The sequence below is a fragment of the Mesorhizobium sp. 01N446 genome, assembly GCF_056399285.1.
Genome location: NZ_JBFTRA010000013.1, coordinates 53,228 through 78,661 on the forward strand (window position 1 = coordinate 53,228; position 25,434 = coordinate 78,661).

The 25,434-nt window shown below is 64.0% G+C and carries 21 protein-coding genes; 10 read left to right on the forward strand and 11 right to left on the reverse strand.

Annotation, left to right across the window (positions count from 1 at the left end; all coding sequences use genetic code 11):
- Positions 1-115 precede the first annotated feature (115 nt).
- From AC1DPX_RS31900 to AC1DPX_RS31910, 3 genes are read left to right on the forward strand one after another with little or no spacing between them, the layout of a single operon-like run.
- Positions 116-1,288 carry a glycosyltransferase gene (locus tag AC1DPX_RS31900; RefSeq protein ID WP_477241787.1) on the forward strand — a complete coding sequence of 391 codons (1,173 nt, stop codon included), beginning with the start codon at positions 116-118 and terminating at the stop codon, positions 1,286-1,288.
- Complete coding sequence (locus tag AC1DPX_RS31905; RefSeq protein WP_477241789.1) at positions 1,285-2,079, forward strand: WecB/TagA/CpsF family glycosyltransferase; 795 nt, start codon at positions 1,285-1,287, stop codon at positions 2,077-2,079. Before AC1DPX_RS31900 ends, AC1DPX_RS31905 begins: the two co-directional genes overlap by 4 nt.
- Positions 2,076-3,002 carry a DUF6492 family protein gene (locus AC1DPX_RS31910; protein ID WP_477241791.1) on the forward strand — a complete coding sequence of 309 codons (927 nt, stop codon included), beginning with the start codon at positions 2,076-2,078 and terminating at the stop codon, positions 3,000-3,002. The genes AC1DPX_RS31905 and AC1DPX_RS31910 overlap by 4 nt, the downstream gene beginning before the upstream one ends.
- 2 nt (positions 3,003-3,004) lie before the next feature.
- Here AC1DPX_RS31910 and AC1DPX_RS31915 read toward each other — a convergent pair whose 3' ends face one another.
- Positions 3,005-4,300 carry a lipopolysaccharide biosynthesis protein gene (locus AC1DPX_RS31915; RefSeq protein ID WP_477241793.1) on the reverse strand — a complete coding sequence of 432 codons (1,296 nt, stop codon included), beginning with the start codon at positions 4,298-4,300 and terminating at the stop codon, positions 3,005-3,007.
- A gap of 199 nt (positions 4,301-4,499) precedes the next feature.
- Between AC1DPX_RS31915 and AC1DPX_RS31920 the strand changes: the two genes are divergently transcribed.
- The 5 genes from AC1DPX_RS31920 (at position 4,500) to AC1DPX_RS31940 (ending at position 12,468) form a co-directional block, all read left to right on the forward strand.
- Positions 4,500-7,016, forward strand: a complete 2,517-nt coding sequence (locus AC1DPX_RS31920) for a GumC family protein (protein WP_477241795.1) — start codon at positions 4,500-4,502, stop codon at positions 7,014-7,016.
- A 183-nt stretch (positions 7,017-7,199) separates the two neighbouring features.
- The gene (folD, locus tag AC1DPX_RS31925) at positions 7,200-8,099 is read left to right on the forward strand and encodes a bifunctional methylenetetrahydrofolate dehydrogenase/methenyltetrahydrofolate cyclohydrolase FolD (RefSeq protein WP_477241797.1); all 900 of its coding nucleotides are present in this window, start codon (positions 7,200-7,202) and stop codon (positions 8,097-8,099) included.
- 28 nt (positions 8,100-8,127) lie between these two features.
- Positions 8,128-9,126: a GlxA family transcriptional regulator gene (locus AC1DPX_RS31930; RefSeq protein ID WP_446721225.1), complete on the forward strand. Its 999-nt coding sequence runs from the start codon at positions 8,128-8,130 to the stop codon at positions 9,124-9,126.
- Positions 9,127-9,319: 193 nt separating this feature from the next.
- Positions 9,320-10,714: a TPR end-of-group domain-containing protein gene (locus tag AC1DPX_RS31935; RefSeq protein ID WP_477241799.1), complete on the forward strand. Its 1,395-nt coding sequence runs from the start codon at positions 9,320-9,322 to the stop codon at positions 10,712-10,714.
- A gap of 86 nt (positions 10,715-10,800) precedes the next feature.
- The gene (locus AC1DPX_RS31940; RefSeq protein ID WP_477241801.1) at positions 10,801-12,468 is read left to right on the forward strand and encodes a vWA domain-containing protein; all 1,668 of its coding nucleotides are present in this window, start codon (positions 10,801-10,803) and stop codon (positions 12,466-12,468) included.
- A 60-nt stretch (positions 12,469-12,528) separates the two neighbouring features.
- Here AC1DPX_RS31940 and edd read toward each other — a convergent pair whose 3' ends face one another.
- From edd to zwf, 3 genes are all read right to left on the reverse strand, one after another.
- Entirely contained in the window at positions 12,529-14,352 is a 1,824-nt protein-coding gene (gene edd / locus AC1DPX_RS31945; RefSeq protein ID WP_477241803.1) for a phosphogluconate dehydratase, read from the reverse strand.
- Positions 14,353-14,422: 70 nt separating this feature from the next.
- Entirely contained in the window at positions 14,423-15,139 is a 717-nt protein-coding gene (gene pgl, locus AC1DPX_RS31950; RefSeq protein ID WP_477241805.1) for a 6-phosphogluconolactonase, read from the reverse strand.
- Positions 15,121-16,590 carry a glucose-6-phosphate dehydrogenase gene (gene zwf, locus AC1DPX_RS31955; protein WP_202356097.1) on the reverse strand — a complete coding sequence of 490 codons (1,470 nt, stop codon included), beginning with the start codon at positions 16,588-16,590 and terminating at the stop codon, positions 15,121-15,123. Before zwf ends, pgl begins: the two co-directional genes overlap by 19 nt.
- A gap of 297 nt (positions 16,591-16,887) precedes the next feature.
- Here zwf and AC1DPX_RS31960 point away from each other — a divergent pair, with 297 nt between their 5' ends.
- Entirely contained in the window at positions 16,888-17,634 is a 747-nt protein-coding gene (locus AC1DPX_RS31960) for an SDR family oxidoreductase (RefSeq protein ID WP_202359540.1), read from the forward strand.
- A 17-nt stretch (positions 17,635-17,651) separates the two neighbouring features.
- Here the strand turns inward: AC1DPX_RS31960 and AC1DPX_RS31965 are convergent, their stop codons facing one another.
- From AC1DPX_RS31965 to AC1DPX_RS31980, 4 genes are all read right to left on the reverse strand, one after another.
- Positions 17,652-18,521 carry an SH3 domain-containing protein gene (locus tag AC1DPX_RS31965; protein ID WP_477241807.1) on the reverse strand — a complete coding sequence of 290 codons (870 nt, stop codon included), beginning with the start codon at positions 18,519-18,521 and terminating at the stop codon, positions 17,652-17,654.
- 357 nt (positions 18,522-18,878) lie between these two features.
- Positions 18,879-20,165: an NAD(P)/FAD-dependent oxidoreductase gene (locus AC1DPX_RS31970; protein ID WP_202359539.1), complete on the reverse strand. Its 1,287-nt coding sequence runs from the start codon at positions 20,163-20,165 to the stop codon at positions 18,879-18,881.
- A 97-nt stretch (positions 20,166-20,262) separates the two neighbouring features.
- Positions 20,263-20,631, reverse strand: coding sequence for a four helix bundle protein (locus tag AC1DPX_RS31975; protein ID WP_477241809.1), 369 nt, complete (start codon positions 20,629-20,631; stop codon positions 20,263-20,265).
- Between the two features lie 55 nt (positions 20,632-20,686).
- Positions 20,687-22,123 (reverse strand): glutamine synthetase family protein, encoded by a 1,437-nt coding sequence (locus AC1DPX_RS31980; RefSeq protein ID WP_202356094.1) that lies wholly within the window; start codon positions 22,121-22,123, stop codon positions 20,687-20,689.
- A gap of 142 nt (positions 22,124-22,265) precedes the next feature.
- Between AC1DPX_RS31980 and AC1DPX_RS31985 the strand changes: the two genes are divergently transcribed.
- A complete protein-coding gene (locus AC1DPX_RS31985; protein ID WP_477241811.1) occupies positions 22,266-22,982 on the forward strand; it encodes an HAD family hydrolase in 717 nt (238 codons plus the stop codon).
- Positions 22,983-23,071: 89 nt separating this feature from the next.
- Here the strand turns inward: AC1DPX_RS31985 and AC1DPX_RS31990 are convergent, their stop codons facing one another.
- The 3 genes from AC1DPX_RS31990 to aceA all read right to left on the reverse strand — a co-directional run bounded on the left by AC1DPX_RS31990 (position 23,072) and on the right by aceA (position 25,346).
- Complete coding sequence (locus AC1DPX_RS31990; RefSeq protein WP_477241813.1) at positions 23,072-23,515, reverse strand: response regulator; 444 nt, start codon at positions 23,513-23,515, stop codon at positions 23,072-23,074.
- A gap of 241 nt (positions 23,516-23,756) precedes the next feature.
- Positions 23,757-23,999, reverse strand: a complete 243-nt coding sequence (locus tag AC1DPX_RS31995) for an SMc00767 family acetate metabolism repressor (protein ID WP_006202762.1) — start codon at positions 23,997-23,999, stop codon at positions 23,757-23,759.
- A gap of 57 nt (positions 24,000-24,056) precedes the next feature.
- The gene (gene aceA / locus AC1DPX_RS32000; protein WP_202356091.1) at positions 24,057-25,346 is read right to left on the reverse strand and encodes an isocitrate lyase; all 1,290 of its coding nucleotides are present in this window, start codon (positions 25,344-25,346) and stop codon (positions 24,057-24,059) included.
- Positions 25,347-25,434: the final 88 nt, after the last annotated feature.

The following is a 25,434-nucleotide window of genomic DNA, read 5'->3' on the forward strand; positions in this document are numbered from 1 at the left end:
GTTAATCACCTTGCGCGGAGAGGCCCGCCAGGCAGGAGCTTTCGGGCACTGACCGTGCTCGCTTAATCAAGGGTTCACCGCGCTTTGCTACCGGCTACACCACAGGATAGGTGAGATGCATCTGCTGTTCGCCACATCGATCGTGCCCGATGGCGCTCTCGCCTCGGGCTACGAGATCGCCAATGCCGCGATCATCGCTGCTTTGCGGCGCGCTGGCGCGCGCGTCACGGTCATAGGCTTCACCTGGCCCGGGAAGGCCGCGGCCGACCCGGAAAACACCGTGGTGCTGGGTGCGATCGACGTGCGCACCGAAAGCGCTTCTGCCCTGCAAAAGCTCGCCTGGGTCGGCAAGGCAATGCTGTCGGGCCTTACCTTCGCGTCGGTCAAGCTGCGCGCGGTGTCCGACCGCGATGTCCAGGCCGCTCTCGAACGAGCCGGTCCGTTTGATGGCTATGTGTTGAATTCCGTGCAGTTCGCCGGCGCCTTCGAAAAGCTCTTCAAAGACAAGCCTTCGATCTTCGTCGCCCACAATGTCGAGCATCTCTCGGCGCGGGAGAACGCGGCTGCCGCCGGTAGTCTGTTCCAGCGCCTGCTGTTCCGCCGTGAGGCAAGGCTGCTCAAGATCGTGGAAGAGCGTCTCTGCCGCCGCGCGCGCTTTGTCTTCACGCTCGCCGAGGAAGACCGCGCGGCACTCGGCGTCGCCTCCGATGACCGCTCGGCGGCGTTGCCCCTGGTGACCGGGGCCAAGGCGCCAGGTCGGAATGGTCCGCGCCGGATCGACTGCGACGCCGCGTTGATCGGCACCTGGACCTGGCAGCCGAACCGCATTGGCCTCGACTGGTTCCTGGGCAAGGTGGTGCCGCATCTGCGTTCCGATTTTCGCATCCGCATTGCCGGCCACATGCCTTCCGGCGTCACGTCGGCGCATCCAGGTGTCGCGTTTGTCGGCCGTGTCCCTGATGCCACGTCTTTCGTGTCGGGTGCTGCCGTCATTCCGCTGATCAGCACCGCCGGCAGCGGCGTGCAGTTGAAGACCATCGAGACCTTCGAACTCGGCCTGCCCTCGGTCGCCACCAGCCGCTCGCTGCGCGGCATCGACCATCGCCCCGACAATTGCGTCGTCACCGACGATCCGGCCGGTTTCGCCAGGGCCCTGGAGGCTGCGGCGACCGATATCAGGGACGTCGATGGCGGCGCCTTCCATCGCCAGCAGGTCACGGCGCTGGATGTCGCCATCCGGCATGGCTTGGAAAAACTCGGGGCCGTCAGGCAGGAGGTGTTTGCATGAACATGCACACCGCCCGCGCCGCCTTCGGGCTCGACAGCTTGAAGACGATCCTCGGCATTTCGGTGCTTGCCATCCGCTGGGACGATGCCGTCGCTCTGTTGAACCGGCTGATCGCCGAGCGCCGCTTCACCAAGGTCAGCTTCCTCAACGCCCACAACGCCAACATCGCCTGTTCGGACCCGGACTTCGCCGAGGCGCTCGACGATTTCCTCATCCTGCCGGACGGCATCGGCGTCGATCTCGCCGCGCAGCTTCTCTATGGCGCGCCGTTTCCGGACAATCTCAACGGCACCGATTTCGTGCCGGCCTTCCTGCAGGCCTCGACGCGGCCGCTGACCGTGGGGTTGCTCGGCGCGACGCGCGTCAACGCCGAGGCCGCGTCGGTCAAGCTGGCGGCCCTTGCCGTGCAGCACAATTTCGTGGTCATTCATGACGGCTATTTCTCCGCCGCGCAGGAGCCGGAGATCATCGGCCGGATCGCGGCGCTGCGGCCGGATATGCTGCTGGTGGCCATGGGCGTGCCGCGCCAGGAACTGTGGATCGCGCGCCATATCGACGAACGCCACTGCACGATGCCGGTCGCGGTCGGTGCGCTGCTCGATTTCCTGAGCGGCTCGGTGCCGCGCGCGCCGCTATGGATGCGCCGCCTGCGCCTGGAATGGCTGTTCAGGCTGGCGGTCGAGCCGGCCCGGCTCTGGCGCCGCTACGTGGTCGGCAATCCAGTGTTCCTGTGGCGGGTCGCCAAGCAGAGATGGTCGCGTGGCGCGCAGACGGCCGGAGAGCGCCGTTGAACAAAAGGTTCGTTCCAGACACCCTTGCCGGCCCCGGCTTGCTGCCGAAGACGCCGACGGCGGCCGTGGTGACGGCGAGCTACGCGCCGGATTTCGAGCGCTGCCGCTTGTTGTGCGAGACGCTTGACTGGCATGTTTCCGGGGCTGCGCACCACTACATCCTGGTCGAACACCGCGATGTCGCGCTCTTCCGTCAGTTGGAGACCAGCCGGCGCACTGTTGTCGACGAGCGAGACCTGCTGCCGCGCTGGCTGCGCGCTTTCGACGACCCGCTCAGCCTGTTTCGCCGGCGCGTCTGGCTCAGCCTGAAAACGCAGCCGCTGCGCGGCTGGCATGTACAGCAATTGCGCCGCATCGCCATCGCGGCGCATGCCAGGGAAGACGTTCTGGTCTTCTGCGATTCCGACGTCGCGTTCCTGAAGGCGTTCGACTGCTCGGTCTTCTGGCGTGACGGCAAAGTGCGGCTGTTCCGCCGCGACGGCGTGCTTGCCGATGGCGGTCACGACGAGCATCGCATCTGGTCGCGCAATGCGGGTTCCGCGCTCGGCATCGACTCATCGCGGACGTCGGCTCACGACTATATCTCGACCCTGATCGCCTGGCGCCGCGACACCGTGCTTGCCATGTGCGGCCAGATCGAGAAGGCCCATGGCCGCGACTGGGTCGAAGTCGTCGGCTCGGCACGCAAATTCTCCGAATGCATGATCTATGGCCGCTATGTCGACGATCTGCTGGACGGCGGCGGGCACTTCCACGGTTCGGAGGAATTCTGCCGCGTCCACTGGACGGGCGAGGCGTTGTCGGACGATGAGTTCCGCCGCTTCGTTGCCGGCATGGCGCCGGAGCAGGTGGCGATCGGCATGCAATCCTTCATCGGCACCGATATCGGCCGCATCCGCCGCCTGATCGGATTGGCTGGCTGAATTTAGATCGCCTTCGCGGGCCTGCGCAGCGCCGAATAGGTCAGCAGCATCGAGGCGAGATAGAGCAGCAGGAAGACGATGTTGAGCGACAGCACCAGCGTCGACGTATCGGCGATGGTGGTCAGCACATAGGTCAAAAGCAGCGCCTTCAGCGCGGCGAGCAGGCCGAGATTGAGCGCCCGCACCGCTGTCTGGCCGCGCGCGAACAGAAGCTCCGCCTGATATTCGACCAGATTGCGCAGCCCCGGAACGCAGATCGCCAACGCCACCAGCGGCGCGGCCTCGGAGACGTTTCTGCCGAGCGCGTTGGGGAAGAAATGCAGCACGATGCCGAGCGCCAGCAGCGCCAGCGTCGAAACCAGGAAGACACCGCCCTCGATGCCGCTCTTGACCGCCAGCCGCGACAGGAGGTCCGGCGCGCGCATCATGCGCTGCACCAGCATCATCGAGAAGGTGCGGATCGGGATCGCGGTCAGGTCGACCAGCCGCATGATGATGGCATAGATGCCGGCCAGATGCGGGCCGCCGATCGCCAGCACCAGCAGCTTGTCGAATTCCGACTGCAGGTAGAACAGCACTTCGGCGCCGGCGACGTAGATGGAATCGGCAAGCCGCCGCAGATACAGTTCGATGCGCAGCCGCAGTCTTTGGCGCGGATAGAACCAGCCGAAAGCCACAACCAGCGAGACGGCGTTGGCGCCGATATAGAACCACGACCATGCCCAGATGCTGTGCTGCGCCGAGACCATGAACAGCACCGCGCCAAGCGCCCGCAGCGCCGTTGCAAGGATTGCCAGTATGGCGGCGCGGCCGAACTTGCCCAGCCCGTTGTTGACGATCAGCGCTACCTCCACCGGCCGCCACAACAGCGCTTCGGCGAACACGATTGCCGAAAACACCGACAGCGGCACGGTGCCGGCGAAGAAGATCAGGTAGACGCCGAACGAGGCCGCGGCCAGGAGCGGCAGCGAGACGATGCCGAGCAGCAGGAAACCGGCGGTGAAGGTGCCGATCAGATTGGGGCGGATGGTGGCGGTGCGATAGAGTGCCGAGATGAAACCGAAGGCCAGGATCCGCGACAGCATCACGCCGGCCGCCGATGCGGTGGCGAACATGCCGAATTCGGAGATGGACAAAGTGTTGGCGAGCGCGATGAAATAGGCCAGCGAAAACACCAATCGCCCGCCGGCGCCGCTGATCGCCGAAAAATAGTCGCGCACCAGCCCCCGTCGCTCGGCCACGAAAGTGCCGATCCGGGCGAAACTACGCCTTTGCGGTATGCCGCGAGCTTCGGTCATGTCTGGGGAAGCCATAGGCGGGAAAGCTTAACGTGCCGTTCTGGGGCCCGGATGCGCTGAAATTCCAGCGCTTGAGGTTATGAAAAGCTTACCCGCTGGCCGGCCAAAATTAACCTTTTGTTTCCTATGCTTGTTTAGCGTGGTTTAACGAATAGCCGACCGCCGCTGCCCAGCGGCCAAAGAGTGAAGCTCCAAGAACATGGTCGACAGGGAAAACCGTGAGGACTGGAGGCGCGAGCGTTCCTTGCTGGCGCTCGGCCAGGCCATGCGCGGTGAGGATGACGCATCCCTGGTCTCGATAGGCGATCGCGCGGATTCGGCATGGCGCGAGGATGCCGCCACGCGCCACCGCCTTGCCCGCTCGCAGCGTGAGGCGCGGGCGAACCCAACGCAGTCCGCCGCCGGGGCAGGGCGGTTATCGCCGGACGAGCCGCCGGAAGCGGCTGCACGGGACGACACCTGGCGCTCACAGGCGGACGCCGACACCGGCGATCTGCCGCCGGCCAAGCCGTACTCAAGGCAGTCTTTTGAAGAATCTTCCCTCAGCACTCGCCCGGATGACACCTCTGGATCCCGCCGTCAGGGCGGAGCGGATGCATCCTCCGGCGATCGCGCAGACGATCAGCAGTGGAAGCCGCTGATCGATCCGATGCAGGTGGTGCGCGGCATTGCCAGGTCGAAATTGCTGATCATCACGACCACACTGATCGGTGCTGGGCTCGGCATCGCGATCGCGCTGTCGACGCCGAAGAAGTATGAATCGATGACCGAATTGGTCGTCGATCCGCGCGACCTGAAACTCTCGGACCGTGATCTCACCCAGATGGCGGTTGTTCCCGACGCGACACTCGTCAATGTCGAAAACCAGATCAGATTGCTGACCTCGGGCACGGTGCTGGGCAAGGTCGTCAACAAGCTCAATCTTGCCGACGACCCGGAGTTCAATGGCCAAGGCACGGGCGGTCTGGGTGTCATGTCACTGATCCGCTCGATCCTGTTGCGCCACGACGGACCGGGCGGTGGCGATGAACCGCGTCGCCTGTCGCTTGCCGTCGGCAATCTGGCCGAAAGCCTTTCGGTAGAGCGCGCGGGCAAGACCTCCACGATCGTGATCGGCGTCACCACGCAGAACGCCCAGAAATCGGCGCTGATCGCGGAAACGATGACGGATGTCTTTCTGCAGACCTCGGGTGAATTTCAATCCCTCACCRCCGGCCGGGCCAACAACGAATTGACGGCGAAACTCGAGGAGATGCGCAAAAGCGTCGAGACGGCCGAGCGCAAGGTCGAGGATTTCAGGGCCACGCACGACCTTGTCGACGCGCAGGGCCACCTGATCAGCGATGATCAAATGCTCAAGGTCAACGAGCAACTGTCCGTTGCTCGTGCCCGCACTGCGGAGCTGAACGCCCGCGCTGCCTCTGCCCGCTCGATCAATGTCAATTCGGTGCTCGGCGGTACGTTGCCGGAAGAAATCAATTCCAACACGATGAGCGATCTGCGCGCCCAATATGCCACGCTCAAGCAGGAGGCGGATCGCGCGGCGGTCCGGCTGGGTCCGCGTCATCCCGAACTCCAGGCGCTCAACGCGCAGATTGCCGGGGCGCGCGATCGCATTGCCGCGGAACTCAGCCGCATCGCCTCGTCGCTGCAGGTTGACCTGAAACGCTCGATCCAGGTCCAACAGGACTTGGCGTCGCAACTGGCGCAGATGAAGGTCCGTAGCGGCGACGTCAACAGCGACCTCGTTTCGATGCGCGAACTGGAGCGCGACGCCGCGGCCAAGCGCTCGGTCTATGAACAATATCTGCTGCGCGCCAAGGAAATTGGCGAGCAGAAGGGTATCAATACCGCCAATATGACCGTCATCTCGCCGCCCTCCGTTCCGCTTGAGCCGAACGGTCCATCGCGGGCCGTGATGGCGCTTGCCGGCCTGCTCCTGGGCTTTGCCTCCGGTGTTGGTCTGGGCGCCATGCGTGGCGCCTATGCAAGCTTGCGTGAGACAGCGACATCGCGCTCGCGCCGTGACCGCAAGGCGCCTGTGGAAGAGCAGGCATTCAGGGCAGCGCCGCCGCCACCCGCGCCACCAATTCCGGCAGCACCGGTGCCGCCGGCGCCACCCCCGCCGCCTGCACCGCCGCCGTCCTTGGCACAGGCCGAGGCCGTCCCCGCCGAACGGCCCGGGCGTATCGCCGGGCTGATGGCGAGACTGCGCAACGCCGTATCCCGCAAGCCATTCACTGAGGCGGACGATGACAGCGAATTCGCAGCCTTCGGCGGCAATGTGCGGCCGGCCGATGCTGCCATGCCCTCCGGCTTCCCAAACCCGGAGTCCGCCTTCATGCCGCGGTCGTCGGACTATTCGCGGCCGCCTTTCCCGCCAGGCTTCGATGCCGCCTATTCCCAGCCGATGGGGCCGCCGTCGCGGTCGCCGATAATGCCGCTGCAGCCGCTCTATCCGCCGCCATGGCAGGCGCCGACGGCAGGCAGCCCCGATGCCCAGGGCACGGCGCCCTATGCCGGGCATATGCCGTACCCGCCGCAGCCCGCGCCGCCGCAGTCACCGGCCTATTCAACCCAGCCGCTGGCGGAGCCTTCGCCGGTTGAGGAAACCGCCGAACAGGCGCCGATCGAGGAAATCCGCGCCAGCCTGCGCGAATTCCGCGAGGCGGTGCGCGAACTCACCGAGAGCCGCGCCCGCCGCCGCTACTTCTGAGCCACAAGATACGTCGACGAGGCCGAACAAAACCATCCTGGTTTTCGCGTAAACGGCATGGGACGGCGCTTTGACGGGATTGCGTGCCGGAATTTTCGTGACAATGCCGCGCTGCATGTTGCCGGCGCCAGGACATTGCGGTCTCGAAAGCGGCGTCGGGCGAAACAGGGTTGAGGATGGTTCATGGCCGAAGTGATTGACGGAAAGAGCGTTGCCGAGGATGTGGTGCGGAAGGTCAAGGCGCTGACCGCTGAGCTGGTCGCCAAGGGCAAGGCCAAGCCCGGTCTCGCCGTGGTCATCGTCGGCGAGGATCCGGCGAGCCAGGTCTATGTCGCGTCCAAGTCGCGCACGGCCAAGGAATGCGGCTTTCATTCGCTCCAGCACACGTTGCCGGCCGAGACTTCTGAAGAAGCGCTGCTCAAGATCATCGGCGAGCTCAATGCCGATCCTGCTGTCAACGGCATCCTGGTGCAGCTGCCGCTGCCTGCCCATATCGATGCCGGCAAGATCATCCAGACGATCGCGCCGGAGAAGGATGTCGACGGCTTCCATTTCATCAATGTCGGCAAGCTCGGCACGGGCGAACTCGACACCGCCTTCGTTCCCTGCACGCCAGCCGGCTCGATGCTCCTGATCGAGCGCGTGCGCGGCAAGGACCTGTCCGGCCTCAACGCCGTCGTCGTCGGCCGCTCCAACATCGTCGGCAAGCCGATGGCCAATCTGCTGCTGGCCGCCAACTGCACCGTCACCATCGCCCACAGCCGCACCAAGGACCTGCCGGCGCTTGCCCGCACCGCCGACATTCTTGTCGCCGCTGTCGGCCGGCCGGAAATGATCAAGGGGGATTGGGTGAAGCCCGGCGCCACCGTCATTGACGTCGGCATCAACCGCATTCCGGCGCCCGAGAAGGGCGAGGGCAAGTCGCGCCTGGTCGGCGATGTCGCCTATGCCGAGGCGGCCAAGGCAGCCGGCGCCATCACGCCGGTGCCCGGCGGTGTCGGGCCGATGACCATTGCCATGCTGATGGCCAATACGTTAGCTTCTGCCTACCTTGCGGCCGGATTGAAGCGGCCCTCCTTCTGAGCCCGGGTTGACCCTGAAAGCGCCAGTTTTGCCGAACCCCACCATTTCCCCGGAACGGCCGGTCGTGACTGATCCCGTTCAAGGTGGCCGGCAGTTCGCCTTTCTGCTGGTCGACAAGTTTTCCATGTTCTCGCTGGCCGCCGCGATCGACACGTTCCGTTCGGCGAACCGCCTGCTCGGCCGCGATTTCTATGGCTGGACGACGGTGTCGGCCGATGGCGATCCGGTGATGGCGTCCAATGGCCTGCCGCTCAAGATCGACTACAGCGTCGCCGACCTGCCGCCTGTCGACATTCTCTTCGTCTCGGTCGGCCTGACGACCGAATTTCCCGGCAAGAGCAAGGTTCTGGCGGCCCTACGCAGCTGGGGCCGCCGCGGCAACGCGCTTGGCGCGCTGTCGGTCGGGTCCTATCTGCTGGCCGAGGCCGGCCAGCTCGACGGTTACCGCTGCACCATCCATTGGGAAAACCGCGCCGGCTTCATGGAGCGCTTCCCCGACATCAACTGCACCGGCAATGTCTTCGAGATCGACCGCAAACGCTACACCTGCGCCGGCGGCACCACCTCGATCGACCTGATGCTGGAGATCGTGCGCGGCGATTTTGGCTCGAACCTTGCCAATGGCGTCGCCAACCAGTTCCAGCATGAGCGCATCCGCTCGGCGGGCGACCGCCAGCGCGTCGGGCCGGAACGCGACCTGACCGGCAAGTCGGAGAAGCTCAGGCGCATCGTCGAACTGATGGCCGACCATCTCGACGAACCGCTCTCGGCGGTGCAACTCGCCAAATCGGCCGGTCTTTCGGTGCGCCAGGTGGAGCGCCTGTTCCTGCGCCACCTCAATGTCACGCCCGGCCGCTACTACATGCGGCTGCGGCTGGAGCGGGCGCGCGAATTGCTGCGCCAGACCAACATGCCGATCCTCGACGTGGCGATCGCGACCGGCTTCACTTCGCATTCCTATTTCGCCCAGAGCTATCGGCTGCAGTTTGGCCGTCCGCCCTCGGAAGAGCGCCGCACCACCTACTGAGCCGCCTGGAAGCGGCGCAAACGCCCCCACCTTTTCGCCGGGTTGAAACCTGCAATAGGCCAAGCAATGCTGTCCGCCGGCAGGAGCCGTCGGCTGGCATCGAAGCTCTGATGTCGACGGCGATGCTAGTCCGGCCTGATGTTGGCGGCATCAGGCGAATGCGGGCAGATACGGGCATTAGGGGACAATGGCCTTGACGAGCAAGCGCGACCGTCGCCTTCGCGACTGGAAGGAAATCGCCGCGTTCTTCGGACGCGACGAGCGCACGGTGCGGCGCTGGGAGCAACAGCGCGGGCTGCCCGTGCACCGCATTTCCGGCGGCGCCAGGAGCCTGGTGTTTGCCTATACGGACGAGCTCGAAACCTGGCTGCGGGGCGGTGAGCCGGTCGCATCCGACGATGTCGAGTCCTTGGCCGAAGAACCGGTCGCGCCGCCCTTGGCTGCGATTGCGCAAACGACCGCCCCAGCCGCTTCGGCCGGATTTTCGAAATGGCCCCAAATCTCGGCTCTGGCCTTCGGTGTGGTTGGATTGGTGTTGCTTGCGGTCGCCGGCACGCTGGCCATGCAGCATGTCGATCCATCCCCGGCACGGATCATCTACCGCCCGGATTCCCGGGCCCAGGATCTCTACCTCGACGCCGTCTATCATCTCGGCACCCGACAGGCCGACGGCTTCACCCATGCGATCCAGCTGCTGACCGAGGCGACGACGCTCGACCCGAATTATGCCGATGCCTATGTCAAACTGGCCGAGGCCTACAACACGATCAGCCAGTTCACGCTGATGCCGGCCAACGAGGCCTATCCACGCGCCGTCGCCGCCGCCGAACGAGCGATCTCGCTCGACCCCGACAATGCCGGCGCCTATGCCGCCCTTGCCTTCACCACCTTCTACTGGACGAAGGATTTCCAGCGATCGAGGGAGTTGTTCGAGCGTGCCATCCGGCTCGATCCTAATGCCGCGCAGACCCACCATTGGTACGCTCTGACCCTGATGGTGACGGGCGAGACCGCCACCCCCTTGGCGGAGATAGGCAAAGCCCAGGCGCTGAACCCGGAATCCCGGGCCATCATCGCCAACAAAGCGCTCATCCTGTTTTATGCCGGCCGGGTCGATGATGCCGTGATGATCCTGCAGCAGCTGGCCAAGGCCGAACCGAACTTGCGGTCTCCGCCTGAATATCTGGCCACCATCTATCTCGATCAGGGCCGCTTCACCGATTTCCTGCGTGAATACCGGCGCGCCGCCGGGATCGCCAACAACGGCGCCCGCATGGCCATTGCCGACGCCGCCGAGAAAGGTTTGCGCGAAGCCGGCGGCGAGGGACTGTTGTCGGCCATGTATGCCGAGCAGATCCGCCAATATGAAAGGAACCTGGAGCCCGCCTACAAGGTGGCGTGCACCGCGGCGATGCTGGGGCGCAACGACGAGGCGATCCGCTACCTCGAAGAGGCGATGCGACGCAAGGAGGACGATATGCTGGGCATCCGCATCGAGCGAGCCTTCAAGGGGTTGCGGGCCGATGCCCGATATCGCGTCATCGTCGAGCATGTAGGCTTCAGGCCGGCCCCGCCGGTTGGCGCCTGAGCCACATGGCTGCGTCCGGGCTTGTGTCCCGACACGCGCTCAAATAGTTTTGGGTCGCAGGCGGGGCGGCTACTCAGGAGATTTTGATGGTGGGATTGTCACGGAGCATCGCTGCGGCGATCCTCCTTTTGTCGATGACGACGTTCGGCTTTGCCGCAAACAAGGTCATCATCATTCTCGACGCTTCCGGCTCGATGTGGGCGCAGATCGACGGAAAGCCCAAGCTCGAAATCGCCAGGGAATCGCTGAGGACCGTGCTTCAATCGGTTCCCGCCGACGATGAGATCGGCTTCATGGCCTACGGCCACCGCGAAAAAGGCAGCTGCGAGGACATTCAGCTGATCGTGCCGCCCCAGGCGGGCTCGGCAAGCGCCATCACGGATGCCGCCGACAGTCTGAAATTCCTCGGCAAGACGCCGTTGACGGCGGCCGTCAAGCAGGCGGCCGAAGCGCTGAAATACACCGAGGACAAGGCAACCGTCGTCCTCATCACCGATGGGCTCGAGACCTGCGGCGGCGACCCGTGCGCGCTGGGCAAGGAACTCGAGGCATCCGGCGTCGACTTCACCGCCGACGTCGTCGGCTTTGGATTGACGGCCGACGAGGGCAAGCAGATCGCGTGCCTGGCTGAAAACACCGGCGGCAAGTACATCCAGGCCTCCGACGAGAAGGCGCTGCAGGAAGCGCTGGTCGAAACCGTCGCTGCACCGGCACCAGCTCCGGCCCCGGCTCCCGAACCAGCACCGGCTCCCGCGCCTGCACCGAAAGCGGCCGAGGTCGACTACAACCTCATTCCCCAGGCATTCTTGAAAGAGGGCGGCGAGGTACCGAAGATCGACGTCTACTATGAAGTCTTTCCGGACGATGCCAAGGGTGTCGGTGGAGACCATGTCAACGACGGCTACAACGCTGTCAAATTCCACGTTCTCGCTGGCAACTACATCGTCGTCGCCTCGAGTGGTGCCGCCAAGGCGCAGCAGAAGGTCACGCTGACGGCGGACAAGGCAACCGAACTCGCACTCAATTTGAACGCCGCCGAACTCTCGATCCATGCCCGACCGGCGCCGGGGGCCGAAGTCGACCGCAATGCGCAGATCAGCATCGCCTATCCCGGCGGCACCTCGGACAGCAACTACGGCGAGGTCAAGTACGTCGTCCCGGCCGGCGAGACCAAGGTCACCGTGAAGCTGGGAGCCGGCGAGGCAAGCGAGACCATGCAGCTTGCCGCCGGCCAGGTCGTCGACAAGGACATCATCGTCGGCGTCGGCAAGGCCAAGGCCAACGCCTTCTACACCCAGGGCGGCGAGAAGGCCGAAACCGATGTGGGTTGGAAAGTGTACAAGGCCGCCAAGAAGCTCGACGGCACCCGTGATCAGGTGACTTACGCCTACGGCCCGGACAGCCAGTTCGATCTGCCTCCGGGCGACTATGTGATCGGCGTCGATGTGCAGGCCGTGACCGCCGAACAGCCTTTCAGCGTCACGGTCGGGCAGATGACCGATGTCAACGTGACGCTGAACGCGGGCGTGCTGGCTGTCGACGCGCCGGGCGCCGACGGCTTCAAGATCTTCGAGGCCAAGAAGAACATCCAGGGCGAGCGCAAGCAGGTCACTTACGCCTACGGGGAAAAGATGCAGACCACGCTGGCGGCGGGCGACTACGTGCTCGTGACCAATTTCACCACCGACAAGGCCGACAAGGAAACGCCTTTCACGGTCAAGGCCGGCGAGCGGAGCGAGCTCAAGGTAGAGTAGCTCCAGCAGGACACGCAAAAAGGGCGGCTCAAGGCCGCCCTTTTTATTTGACCAGAAAACTCAGGCCGTCCCGAAAGCGCTGGCGCCATGGTCGGCGCGGCCCACCAACTGCCGGAAGCCGGCGAAAAGCTCGCGGCCGAAGCCGAATTCGTTGCCGATGAGATCGGCTTCGGCGGTGCGGCGCAGCGCGAATTCGGTTCCCGGCACCAGCACCTCCAGCGTTCCTGCATCGGCGTCGAGGCGGATGATGTCGCCGTCATGGATCCTGGCGATCGGTCCGTCCTCGACCGCCTCCGGCGTCACATGGATCGCCGCCGGCACCTTGCCGGAGGCGCCGGACATGCGTCCGTCGGTGACCAGTGCGACGCGCTGGCCGCGGTCCTGCAGGATGCCGAGCACGGTGGTCAGCTTGTGCAATTCCGGCATGCCGTTGGCCTTGGGGCCCTGGAAGCGGATGACGGCGATGAAATCACCGGTCAGTGTGCCCGCCTTGAACGCCTCGTTCAGGCCCTGCTGGCTGTCGAACACCTTGGCCGGCGCCTCGATGATGCGCCGTTCCGGCTTGACGGCGGAGGTCTTGATGACGGCGTGGCCGAGATTGCCGGCCAGCACCTTCAGGCCGCCTGTCGGCTGGAAGGCCTTGTGGAACGGCGCCAGCACCTTTTCGTCGCCGCTGGCCTGCGGCGAGGCCTCGCGCACCACGGAGCCATCGGCGCCGAGCTTGGCCTCAACCGCATAGGGGCGCAAGCCTTCACCCCACACCGTCTGCACGTCCTCGTGCAGGACGCCCTCGTCGAGCAGTTCGCGGATCAGGAAGCCGAGCCCCCCGGCGGCATGGAAATGGTTCACATCGGCAAGCCCGTTCGGATAGACGCGGGCCAGGAGCGGCACAGCTTCCGAGAGGTCGGAAATGTCCTGCCAGGTCAGCGCGATGCCGGCTGCCGCCGCCATGGCGATGAGGTGGATGGTGTGGTTGGTCGAGCCGCCGGTGGCATGCAGCCCGACGACGCCGTTGACGATCGAACGCTCGTCGATCATCCGCCCGACCGGCGTATAGGCATTGCCGAGCGCGGTGATCGCCAGCGCCCGCTTCGTCGCCTCGCGGGTCAGCGCATCACGCAGCGGCGTGCCGGGATTGACGAAGGAGGCGCCCGGCGTGTGCAGGCCCATGATCTCCATCAGCATCTGGTTGGAGTTCGCCGTGCCGTAGAAGGTGCAGGTGCCCGGCCCATGGTAGGATTTGGACTCGGCCTCCAGCAATTCGGCGCGCCCCGCCTTGCCCTCGGCATAGAGCTGGCGAACCTTGGCCTTCTCGTCGTTGGGCAGCCCGGTCGTCATCGGTCCGGCCGGAATGAACACCGCCGGCAGATGGCCGAAGGTGAGCGCCGCGATCACCAGTCCCGGTACGATCTTGTCGCAGACGCCGAGAAAGACGGCGGCGTCGAACATGTTATGCGACAGGCCGACCGCTGCCGACATGGCGATCACGTCGCGCGAAAACAGCGACAGTTCCATGCCGGGCTGGCCCTGCGTGACGCCGTCGCACATCGCCGGCACGCCACCGGCCACCTGGGCGATGCCGCCGGCCTCGCGCGCGGCTTCCTTGATCAGGGCAGGGTAGGTCTCGAAGGGCTGATGCGCCGACAGCATGTCGTTGTAGGAGGTGATGATGCCGAGATTGGGCACCTTGTCGGCGCCGAGCGCCAGCTTTTCCGAGGGGCTGCACACCGCAAAGCCGTGGGCGAGGTTGCCGCAGGACAGCACCGACCGGTTGGCGGTCTGGTTCGACGCTTCGGCGATACGGCCGAGATAGCGCTCGCGGCCCGCCTTCGAACGTTGGCGGATGCGTTCCGTGATGGCTTCGATGTCGCGTCTTGCGGTCATGGCGGTCGGTCCTTTCAAGCGAGGTCCCGGAAACATCCTCCCGCAATTGCCGGGACCACTAAACGTAAAATCAAGGCGCCCAGAAAACCTCTACGGGCCTGTGAGCGGCGTCGAGCACGGCACGGATCGGCTTTCGCGGGCCGGGCGCGACCGCGCCGTCGAAGGCGGTGCGCTTGTCCTCGCCCTCTATGTGCAGCGCGATGAAGCCTGCATCGATGATGCGCGCCAGCGTCAGGGTCAGCCGCGGCTCGCCCGCACTGGCCGCGTGAACCGGCAGGATGATCCTGTCCGAGGCCGGATCGAGCAGCTTGGCCAGATCGTCGGCGTCGGGAAAGAACGAGGCGGTGTGGCCGTCCGGCCCCATGCCGAGCACCACGACATCGAGCGGCCAGGGCAGGGAGCGCAGTGCGGCATCGTCCGATGCCGCCGCATCCTCGATGCCTGACGCCTCATGGTAGAGCGGCACGAAGCGCGCCGCTTTGGCCGCATTCTGCAAGAGATTGGCGGCCACCAGCCCGGCATTGGAGCGCGGCGAGGAGGCCGGCACGAAACGCTCGTCGACCAGCGTCACGATCACCTTGTCCCAGGCGATCGGCGCCGTTGAGAGGGCAGCGAAGAATTTTGCCGGCGTGGTGCCGCCGGAGACGGCGAGCACCGCCGTGCCGCGCTCGGCGATCGCCTTCACCAGGCGGTCGGCCACGCGGCCGGCCAGCGCCGCGGCCAGTTGCGGCCGGTCGGGGAAAGCGTTCCAGTTGTAGCTGGCGCCGTTCAATTGCTCTCGTGCCATGTCCGCCCGTCACGTTCGATCAGTGCTATCGAGGCCGACGGCCCCCAAGTGCCCGCCGTATAGCCCTGTGCTTCCTGCTTGGCGCCTTCCCAGGCATTCTGGATCGGGTCGATCCATTTCCACGCCGCCTCGACCTCGTCGCGGCGCATGAACAGCGTCTGGTTGCCGCGGATGACGTCCATGATCAGCCGTTCATAGGCGTCCGGCGCGCGGCCGTCGAAGGATTGCGCGAAGCTCATGTCAAGCGAGATCTGGCGCAGCCGCATGCCGCCCGGACCTGGATCCTTGATCATGATGAACTGCTTGACGCCTTCGTCGGGCTGCAGGCGGATGACCAGCTGGTTGGCGAAGATCGGCCCGGCGCTGTCGCCGAAGATCGAATGCGGGATCGGCTTGAACTCGATGACGATTTCCGAAACCCGGGTCGCCAGCCGCTTGCCGGTCCTGAGGTAGAACGGCACGCCCGCCCAGCGCCAGGTGCCGATCTCGGCCTTGATGGCGACGAAGGTCTCGGTGTTGCTGTCCTTGCCGAGCTCCTCGACATAGCCTTTGACCGGCCCTCCGGCGGATGCGCCGGCGCGGTACTGGCCGCGCACTGTGTGCTTCGGCGCTTCGTTGCCGTTGATGCGTTTCAGCGCCCGCAGCACTTTCAGCTTCTCGTCGCGCACGGCGTCGGCGTCCATCGACGACGGCGCCTCCATGGCGACGAGGCAGAGCAGCTGCAGCATGTGGTTCTGCACCATGTCGCGCAGCGCGCCGGCCTTGTCGTAGTAGGTGACGCGGTCTTCCAGGCCGACGGTCTCGGCGACCGTGATCTGTACGTGGTCTATATGGGCGGAATTCCACAGCGGCTCATAGAGCGCATTGGCAAAGCGCAGCGCCATCAGGTTCTGCACCGTCTCCTTGCCGAGATAGTGGTCGATGCGGAAGATCTGGCTTTCGTGGAAGTCGTCGCCGACCAGATCGTTGAGCGCCCGCGCCGAGGCAAGGTCGCGACCGATCGGCTTCTCCAGCACGATGCGCGAGTTCGGCGTGATCAGCTTGTGTTCTTTGAGCTTGTGCGAGATATCGCCGAACAGCGCCGGCGCCACCGCCAGGTAGAAGGCGCGGATGTTCTCGCTCTCGCCGATCGCCTTCTTCAACTTGTCGAAGCCGGCGCCGCTCGTCGCATCGGCCGAGACATAGGAAAGCCGCGCCAGGAAGGTTTTCAGCTCCTTGGCGTCGATGTCGGCCGGCTTGACGTGATCGGAGATCGCCTGGCTGGCGAAGGCCCGGAATTCCTCGTCGCTCATTTTCGAGCGCGATGTGCCGATGATGCGCGTCGGCTCGGAGAATTGATGGTCGCGCTGGCGATAATAGAGCGACGGCAGAAGCTTGCGTTCCGACAGGTCGCCGGTGCCGCCGAAAATGATGAAGTCGAAAGGGTCGACGGGAATGATCTGGCTGGTCATGGTCTGTCCGCTTTGACGCCGGTCGCGAGTACGCGGCTGATATATTCTAATCGATTTAAATTTTCCAGTGCCATGGTGTCACATCGAGGACCAATCGCTGGATATTGATTGGGTCCACATGTGCGCTTGACACTGGCGCTTGCCGGAGGCTTGTCGGTGAACGAAGACTCCGGAAGCTTTCGCAGGTGCAGCATAGAACGTGAATGTGACGAAAGCTAAGGGAGAAATTGTCTGTCGCGGCATGGGCCATGGCGGTCCGCCGCCTGATTCCGGAAGATATCGATGAGCGGGAAAAGCATGCGTCTGGAAAACAAGGTCGCCATCATCACCGGCGCGGCATCGGGCTTCGGTGAAGGCATGGCCAAGCGTTTTGCCGAAGAGGGCGCCAAGGTCGTTGTCGCCGATCTCAACGCCAAGGGGGCGGAGCGCGTCGCCGGCGAGATCGGCGAGGCGGCGATCTGGACGCAGACAGATGTCTCGCTGCGCTCCGAATTCGACGAGATGGTCTATGCCGCCAAAAGCGCCTTCGGCCGCATCGACATCATGGTCAACAATGCCGGCTACACCCACCGCAACGGCGACATGCTCAAGGTCGACGAAGAGACTTTCGACCTGATCACCGCCGTCAACATGAAGGCGATCTATCACGCGGCCCTTGCCGTGGTGCCGATCATGGAGCGGCAAGGCGGCGGCGTCATCCTGACCACGGCCTCCACCGCGGGGCTCAGGCCACGGCCCGGCCTCACCTGGTACAATGCCTCGAAAGGTTGGGCGATCACCGCCACCAAGTCGATGGCGGTCGAGCTCGCGCCCAAGAACATCCGCGTCAACTGCCTCTGCCCGGTCGCCGGCGAAACCGGCATGCTGGAGAAATTCATGGGCGCTGATACGCCTCAGATTCGCGAGACATTCCGCGCCTCGATCCCGCTCGGCCGGCTTTCGACCCCGCTCGACATCGCCAATGCCGCACTCTGGCTGGCTTCGGATGAAGCCGCCTTCATCACCGGCGTGGCGCTGGAGGTCGATGGCGGCCGCTGCATCTGAAGCGCATCAGAGAGGCATCAGCCGCCGGCCTTGATGTAGCTCTTGTAGATCCAGCCGGTCTTGCCGTTGTAGACGATCTGGCACCATTGCTTGCAGTTCATCACCTGCACCGACGTCCTTGCCGGCACGGTGCCGATGGCGGCTGCGTTCTTCTTCGGGCCGCTGCGCATGGTCACTGCCCTCAGGATGCGCCCATTGCCGGCCGCCGCCACTTTGCGATGCTTGGCCTTGGCGTTGCTGCCATCGTCATCGCTCGCCGCCGGCTGCTGTTCGGGCGCTTGCGGCTGCACTTGCGGGATGGCGGCGGTCTTCGCTCCATCCGGACTGCTGCCTGCCGACGGTGCCGGCGCGGCAACCTTGGCAAGTTCGGCAGTAGCGTCCGTATCGGTCGCCGATTGTGCGAATGCCGCGGCGGTGGCCGGTTTGTCCGGCGCCGGTTCAGCCTGGTCAGGGGTGGCCGCCTGATCGGATGCCGCCGAAGCGGGCTTCGGCTGGGCCTCGGTCCAACGGGGGTTATTGGCGGCAAGCGCTTGTATATTGGCTTTCACCGCCGCCACGGTCGTCGGTGAGACCTGGTCGGACTTGCGGGCGGGCTGCGGCACGGTCGCCGCGGCCACAGTGGTTCCGGCAGGCACGATCTTCGTCGTTTTCACCGGAATGGTCGGAATGCTCTGTTCCTGGCTGGCGGCTGCTTGCCGCTCGCTTGTTGGCAATGCCAGCCAGAGCGCCACCGCGGCCACGCCGAGCAGCGCGGCGGTGCCGACCGCTGCAATCACCAGATGCGAGTTCGAACGGACTTCCTGCCAGAAGGACGGCCGCATGTCGTATCCAAACTGCATGGCAAAGCGCCGACGTTCCGGAACACCGAAACTGAAGGGCTCTCTCACTCTCGCCACCTCCATAAGCGGGCCAATGTTCTTTCGATCGTTGCCGGAAGTCCGGCATCTGATCGGCATCGGTCCCAAAAATCAACACGGGCAAGCCCGCAGCAATCCCCGAATAGTCGCCCAGAAGCGCGAACCTTTCGCCCCTGATTGTGGCATCAGTACGCCATTATAGCGGATTCTGCGCCTTTACCGGCATTTCCGCAATGTGCCGCCAGGGCAATGAATATTACAATATTACATCAGATCGTGATGGCGATTGGATCCAGCACGAGGCGCGTCGCGTCGAAACAGGTCATGCGACTCGCTTTCTGGCCCGTATAGTTCCCCTAACCGGGGGCATTTTTGCCCCGATATGCCCTAGATCCGGTCGCGCAGCGCGAACCAGTTGAGCGCCAGGAAAAGCAGCGGCGTGCGGAAACGCCGGCCGCCGGGAAATGGCGGAATTTTCAAGTCCTCGATCAGTTTCAGCCGGTCGCGATTGCCGGCAACGGTCTCTGCATAGAGCTTGCCGAAGAAGTTCGACAGCATGACGCCGTGGCCGGAATAACCGCCGGCCGAGATCACATTCGGCATCACTTCGCGCACGAACGGCTTCCTCGGCACGGTGATGCCGACATAGCCGCCCCAGCCATGGGTGATCTCGATATCTTTCAGCGCCGGATAGAGCTCCACGATCTGGCGGCGGATATGGATGTGGATGTCCTTGGGGTCGTTGACGCCATAGACCTCGCGTCCGCCGAACAGCAGCCGGCCGTCCCTCGATTTGCGGAAATAACGCACCACGAAGCGGGAATCATCGACCGACTCGCCGCCGGGCAGCACGTTCGAATCCGTCCCCAAAGGTACGGTCGCACCGATGAAGGAGCCGATCGGCATGATGTGCGCGGCACTCACCGGTTCGAGCGTGCCGCCATAGGCGTTGACCGCGATCAGGCATTTCTGCGCGGTCACGGTGCCTCTTGGCGTGGAAACCCTGACCTTGCCGCCAGTGGAAACGATGCCCGTCGATGGCGTACCTTCGAACAGCTGCGCGCCGGCCTGGGCCGCCACCCGCGCCGTGCCGATCACCAGCTTCATCGGATGGATATGGCCGGTGCCGGTGTCGCGCGTGCCGCCGAAATAGGCGGTCGAGCCCAGCCGCTCCGCGGTCTCCTTCGCATCCATGAACGAGATGTGCGGATAGGAGAAACGGCTGGCCATGATCTCGGCATGCGCCTTGTAGTCGTCGACATAGCGCGGCTTGTGCGCCACCGAGAGCTGGCCCGGCATGTAGTCGATATCGATCTGGTTGGCGGCGGCGAATTCGATGAGATGCGCCTTCGCCTCCTCGGCAAGATCGAACAGCGCCCTGGCGCGCGACAGCCCGTATTCGGCCTCCAGGTCCTCGGCCCAGGCGCGCTGGCCGGTGCCGAGCTGGCCGCCATTGCGGCCCGATGCGCCGTCACCGAAACGGTATGCTTCGATCAAAACGACATTGGTTCCCGCCTTGGCGAGATGCGTTGCGGCCGACAGACCGGTAAAGCCGCCGCCGATGATGACAACGTCGCAGGTTCGGTCGCCATCCAGCGCCGGATATTCTGGTCTAGGCCCCGCCGTGTCTTCATACCACGAGCGGCCGGGGGAAATGGGGGATTGATAGGGCATGGTGCTCATAGGGGAGTAGGGGAGTAGGGGAGTAGGGCAGTAGGGGAGTAGGGGAGTAGGGCAGTAGGGCAGTAGGGCAGTAGGGCAGTAGGTAGGACTATTCAGGAGACAATTTCCGGATGAGAAGTCGCAAGAGGGTTCCGACGCTCTCACTCCGGCTCATCAGTGGTTCGGCTGCCTCATGAGAGGCGATTCCGACGCGCTGCGCGATCAGCAGATGAGTCTCCAACTCTTTGAGAGATCCCTGCGCGATCCTGAGAAATTGCTGATAAGAGGCTCGGCTTTCTCGCCCGTAACCCTCGGCAATGTTGGCGGGAACGGAGGTGGCTGCACAACGTACCTGAGCCGTCAGCCCGTAGCGCTCATCCTTTGGCCAGGCTCTGGTTGTTTCGTAGATCGAAACCGCCAGATCCATAGCTTGCTGCCAGACAATCAAATCTCTGTACGATTCAATCTTGGCCGCCATCCTCGCCCTACTGCCCTACTGCCCTACTGCCCTACTGCCTTACTCCCTTATTCCCCTAAACATTCAGCAACAAATACTCCCGCTCCCACGGGCTGATCACTTCCATGAAGGTCTCGAATTCCGCCCGCTTGATCGCCGCATAGGTGGCGGCGAACGACTTGCCCAGCAGCGCGCAGAGTTCCTCGTCGCCCTCGAACAGGTCGACGGCCTCGAGCAGGCTGCGCGGCAGGTCGATCTCGTGGGCATTGGCGGTGGTCAGCACCGGCGGCTCGGCCTTGATCTTCCTGGTGATGCCGATCAGCCCGCAGGCAAGCGAAGCCGCCAGCGCGAGATAGGGATTGGCGTCGGAGGACGGGATGCGGTTTTCGACGCGCCGCGCCGCCGGATCCGAACGCGGCACGCGGAACGCCGTGGTGCGGTTGTCATAGCCCCATTTGTTGTTGACCGGAGCCGAGGCCGCCTGTGTCAGCCGGCGGTAGGAATTGACATAGGGCGCAAACATCACCAGCGCATTCGGCACGTGCTTTTGCATGCCGCCGATGAAATGGAAGAACGCCTCGGTCTCCGAGCCGTCCTCGGCCGAGAAGATATTCTTGCCGGTCTTCTTGTCGATGATCGACTGGTGGATATGCATGGCCGAACCCGGCTGGCCCTGGATCGGCTTGGCCATGAAGGTGGCGTAGATTTCGTGTTTCAGCGCCGCCTCGCGGATGGTGCGCTTGAACATGAACACCTGGTCGGCAAGCTCGATCGGGTCGCCGTGGCGCAGATTGATCTCGAGCTGGCCGGCGCCCTCTTCATGGATGAGCGTGTCGATCTCCAGGCCCTGGCTTTCGGAGAAATGGTAGATGTCGTCGATCAGTTCGTCGAACTCGTTGACGCCGGCGATCGAATAGCCGGCGCCGCCGCCGATCGCGCGGCCCGAGCGGCCGACGGGCGGGGTAAGCGGATAGTCCGGGTCCGGATTCTTGCGCACCAGGTAGAATTCGATCTCGGGCGCCACCACCGGCTTCAGCCCGAGCTTGTCATAGGCGGCAAGCACGCGCTTCAACACATTGCGCGGCGTGAATTCGACCGAGCGTCCGTCCTGGTGGACGAGGTCGCAGATGACGGCGGCCGTCGGGTCTTCTTCCCAGGGCACCACTGTCAGCGTCGACAGGTCCGGCATCAGCTTGAGGTCGCCGTCGTCTTCCGGATAGTGGAAGCCGTTGCCGTCTTCGGGATAGCCACCGGAAATCGTCGTCATGAAGACGGCCGAAGGCAGCGCCAGCGAGGTGTTGGAGGTGAATTTCTTCGACGGCATCATCTTGCCGCGCGCCACGCCCGCCTGATCGGGCGTGATGCATTCAATGTCCTCGATGCCGCGCCATTCCAGCCAGTCGCTGACTTCCTTCCAGTTCTTCACACCACGCAGGTTTTTCACGAAGGCAGGCGTACGCGCCCGTCCTCCGCGGCTCGACGGACGGACTTCCTTTTTTGCAGGCGGCATCATTCACCAGATTGGGTTGCGGATTTCCGAGTATAGCCGTGCCCCACTGTGGAAGGGAAGGGAGGCGCTGCCGGCATTCCCCGTTCCGGTTGAAAATCACGCCGGCCGGCTTAGGTTCGGGCGGCTCGCAACCCGGAAGGCATCGATGCGAAACAACAACGAACTGACGACCATTGGCTTCGACGCCGACGACACGCTTTGGCAGAACGAACAGTTCTTCCGCATGACGGAGAAGCGTTTTGCCGCCATGCTTGCCGATCATGGCGAGGAGCAACAGACTTCGGCGCGATTGCTCGAGGCCGAACGGCGCAACCTTGCCGTCTACGGCTTCGGCATCAAGGGGTTCACCCTGTCGATGATCGAAACGGCGATCGAGGTCACCGACGGGCGCGTACCGGCTTCGGTCATAGCGGAGATCCTCGAGGCCGGCCGCGAAATGCTGGGCCACCCGATCGAGGTCTTGCCGCATGTGCGCGAGACGGTGGAGAAACTTGCCGGTGCATACCGGCTCGTGCTGATCACCAAGGGCGACCTCTTCGACCAGGAGCGCAAGCTGGCCGGATCGGGCCTTGGCGACCTGTTCGACGCGGTCGAGATCGTCAGCGACAAGAATGCAGCGACCTATTCCCGTCTTTTCAGCCGCCACGGCGACGGCCCTGCAAAGAGCATGATGGTCGGCAATTCGCTGAAATCGGACGTCGTGCCGGCCATCGAGGCCGGCGGCTGGGGCGTCCATGTGCCGCACGAACTGACCTGGGTGCTCGAGCATGTCGAAGCGCCGCACGCCGAGCCGCGGTTCCGCCAGATATCCGATCTCGGGCAATTGCCCGAGCTGGTGCAAAACATCACTCGGGGAAGTTGATCGCGTTTGCATGTCGCTCAAAACCGACCGCGGTTTTGGGAGGTCGACATGCATGGAACGAGGTCCTGAAAGGCGTCAGCTGACGCGCTTCAGCGGCTGATCAGGCGATCGATCACCGGTTGCAGCCGCTCGGGCGTGATCGGCTTGGCGACGACCACGTCGATCACGTTCGACAGGCCCAGGCTCTCCGGCGTTCCGGTCTTGGTCGAAAGCAGGATCACGGGCGGAAACGATTGTCCCGAAGCCCGCCGCAACGTTTCGATGCCGGACATCAGCGTGTCGCAGTCCTTGTTGTCCGCGCCGCCATCCAGCACGATCACGCCTGGCACCATTGTCCGCAAGGTCTTCGCCGCCATATCGGGCGATTCCGAGATCGGCTTGAGCCCGGATCGTTCGACGATCTTCGACACCACCACGCGATTGATCGGCGATTTCCCGACAACAAGCACCTGCGAGGGATTGCGTATCGTCTCGGTGCTTGAATCCTGGGTCACCAGATTCGGATGTTTTGCGGTCTCGCCCTCGTTACTCACTGGGCACCCAAGTCGGCCAAGAAGCTCGCCCCTATTTCAATGCAGAGTTGAATCTGGGCGACAATTGGCGTGAGATCGCACCCCATGTCAAGGTGAAATAAAAGGCATCCGAAAACGCCTCCTGCGACAGTGGAGTCAAGCAACAGTACTGTACTGACCTGTCCACGAATTGGTTGCATAAAAATAAAATTCACCTGCGCATACGCTGCGCAGGTGAAGGTTGGGTTGCAACGATTTCCGGTCAGCCATGGCTCTGTTGTGTGACGATCACCGGGATCAGCAGATCGCCCCAATTGCCGTCGCCGCCATGGTGCCTCGCCGAGCGAACCAGTTCCACCGAGACGCCCGCCTCGACCGCCTTCATCACCGACTGGTTGAGCCTGTGCAGATCGTTGGCCAGCATGCGGATCGTCGCCTGCTGGTCGACGCTCATCGTGGTCGATTGTTCTTCGGCCCGTTCCTTGACGCGGCTTATCGATGCCATTGGTCTTCTCCTGTGTGTGAAGCCCTGTTGGGCGTTTCCTCGGTGTTTTCTGACCCGCTATTCGGCGGCCGGCCTGAATTGCGCATGCTCGGTCGATTCATGCATGGCGGTGGTAGACGACTTGCCGCCGGTGATTGCCATCGAAACGGCGTCGAAATAGCCGGTGCCGACCTCGCGCTGGTGCTTGGTCGCGGTGTAGCCATTGGCTTCCGCCGCGAACTCGGCCTCCTGCAACTCGGAATAGGCCGCCATCTGCCGTTCCTTGTAGCCACGCGCCAGTTCGAACATGCCGTAGTTGAGCTGGTGGAAGCCGGCGAGCGTGATGAACTGGAACTTGTACCCCATGGCGCCGAGTTCCCTCTGGAATTTGGCGATCGTGGCGTCGTCGAGGTTCTTTTTCCAGTTGAACGAGGGCGAGCAATTGTAGGCGAGCAGCTTGCCCGGATGGTGCTTGCGCACGCCCTCGGCGAATTTCTTGGCCTGCGCCAGGTCCGGCTTCGAGGTCTCGCACCAGATCAGGTCCGCGTGAGGGGCATAGGCGACGGCCCGCGCGATGCAGGGCTCGATACCGTTCCTGACCTGGTAGAAGCCTTCCACCGTGCGCCCGGCATCGTAGTCGACGAAGGGCTGGTCGCGCTCGTCGATATCGGATGTCAGAAGCTTCGCGGCTTCGGCGTCGGTGCGCGCCACGACGAGTGTCGGCGTGCCCATCACGTCGGCTGCCAGCCGCGCGGCGTTGAGGTTGCGGATATGCGCGGCGGTCGGGATCAGCACCTTGCCGCCGAGATGGCCGCACTTCTTTTCCGACGCCAGCTGGTCCTCGTAATGCACGCCAGCGGCGCCCGCCTCGATGAACGCCTTCATGATCTCGAAGGCATTGAGCGGCCCGCCGAAGCCGGCTTCCGCGTCGGCGACAATCGGCGCGAACCAGGTTTCGACCGAAAGCCCGTTGCCTTCGGAGGTCTCGATCTGGTCGGCACGCTGCAGCGTCCGGTTGATGCGCTTGACCAGTTCCGGCGCCGCATTGGCCGGATAAAGCGACTGGTCGGGATACATCGCCGAGGCGGTGTTGGCATCGGCGGCGACCTGCCAGCCCGACAAATAGATCGCCTTCAGTCCGGCGCGCACCTGCTGCATCGCCTGATTGCCGGACATGGCGCCGAGCGCGTTGACGAAATCCTCCTCGTGGATGAGCTTCCACAGCCGGTTGGCACCCATTTCGGCGAGACTCTGGCGGATCTGCACCGAGCCGCGCAGCCGCTTCACATCCTCCGGCGAATAGGGACGTTCGATGCCGTCGAAGCGGCCTTCCGGCGCCGAGGGAACGAGATTGTAAAAATCAGTCATGAGTCACTCCGAAGGATTGCTGTGCTTTGCCCGCGCGCCATTCTCCTGGCGCCTTGGAATGTGACTGAATTTACATTGCGGCGCAAAA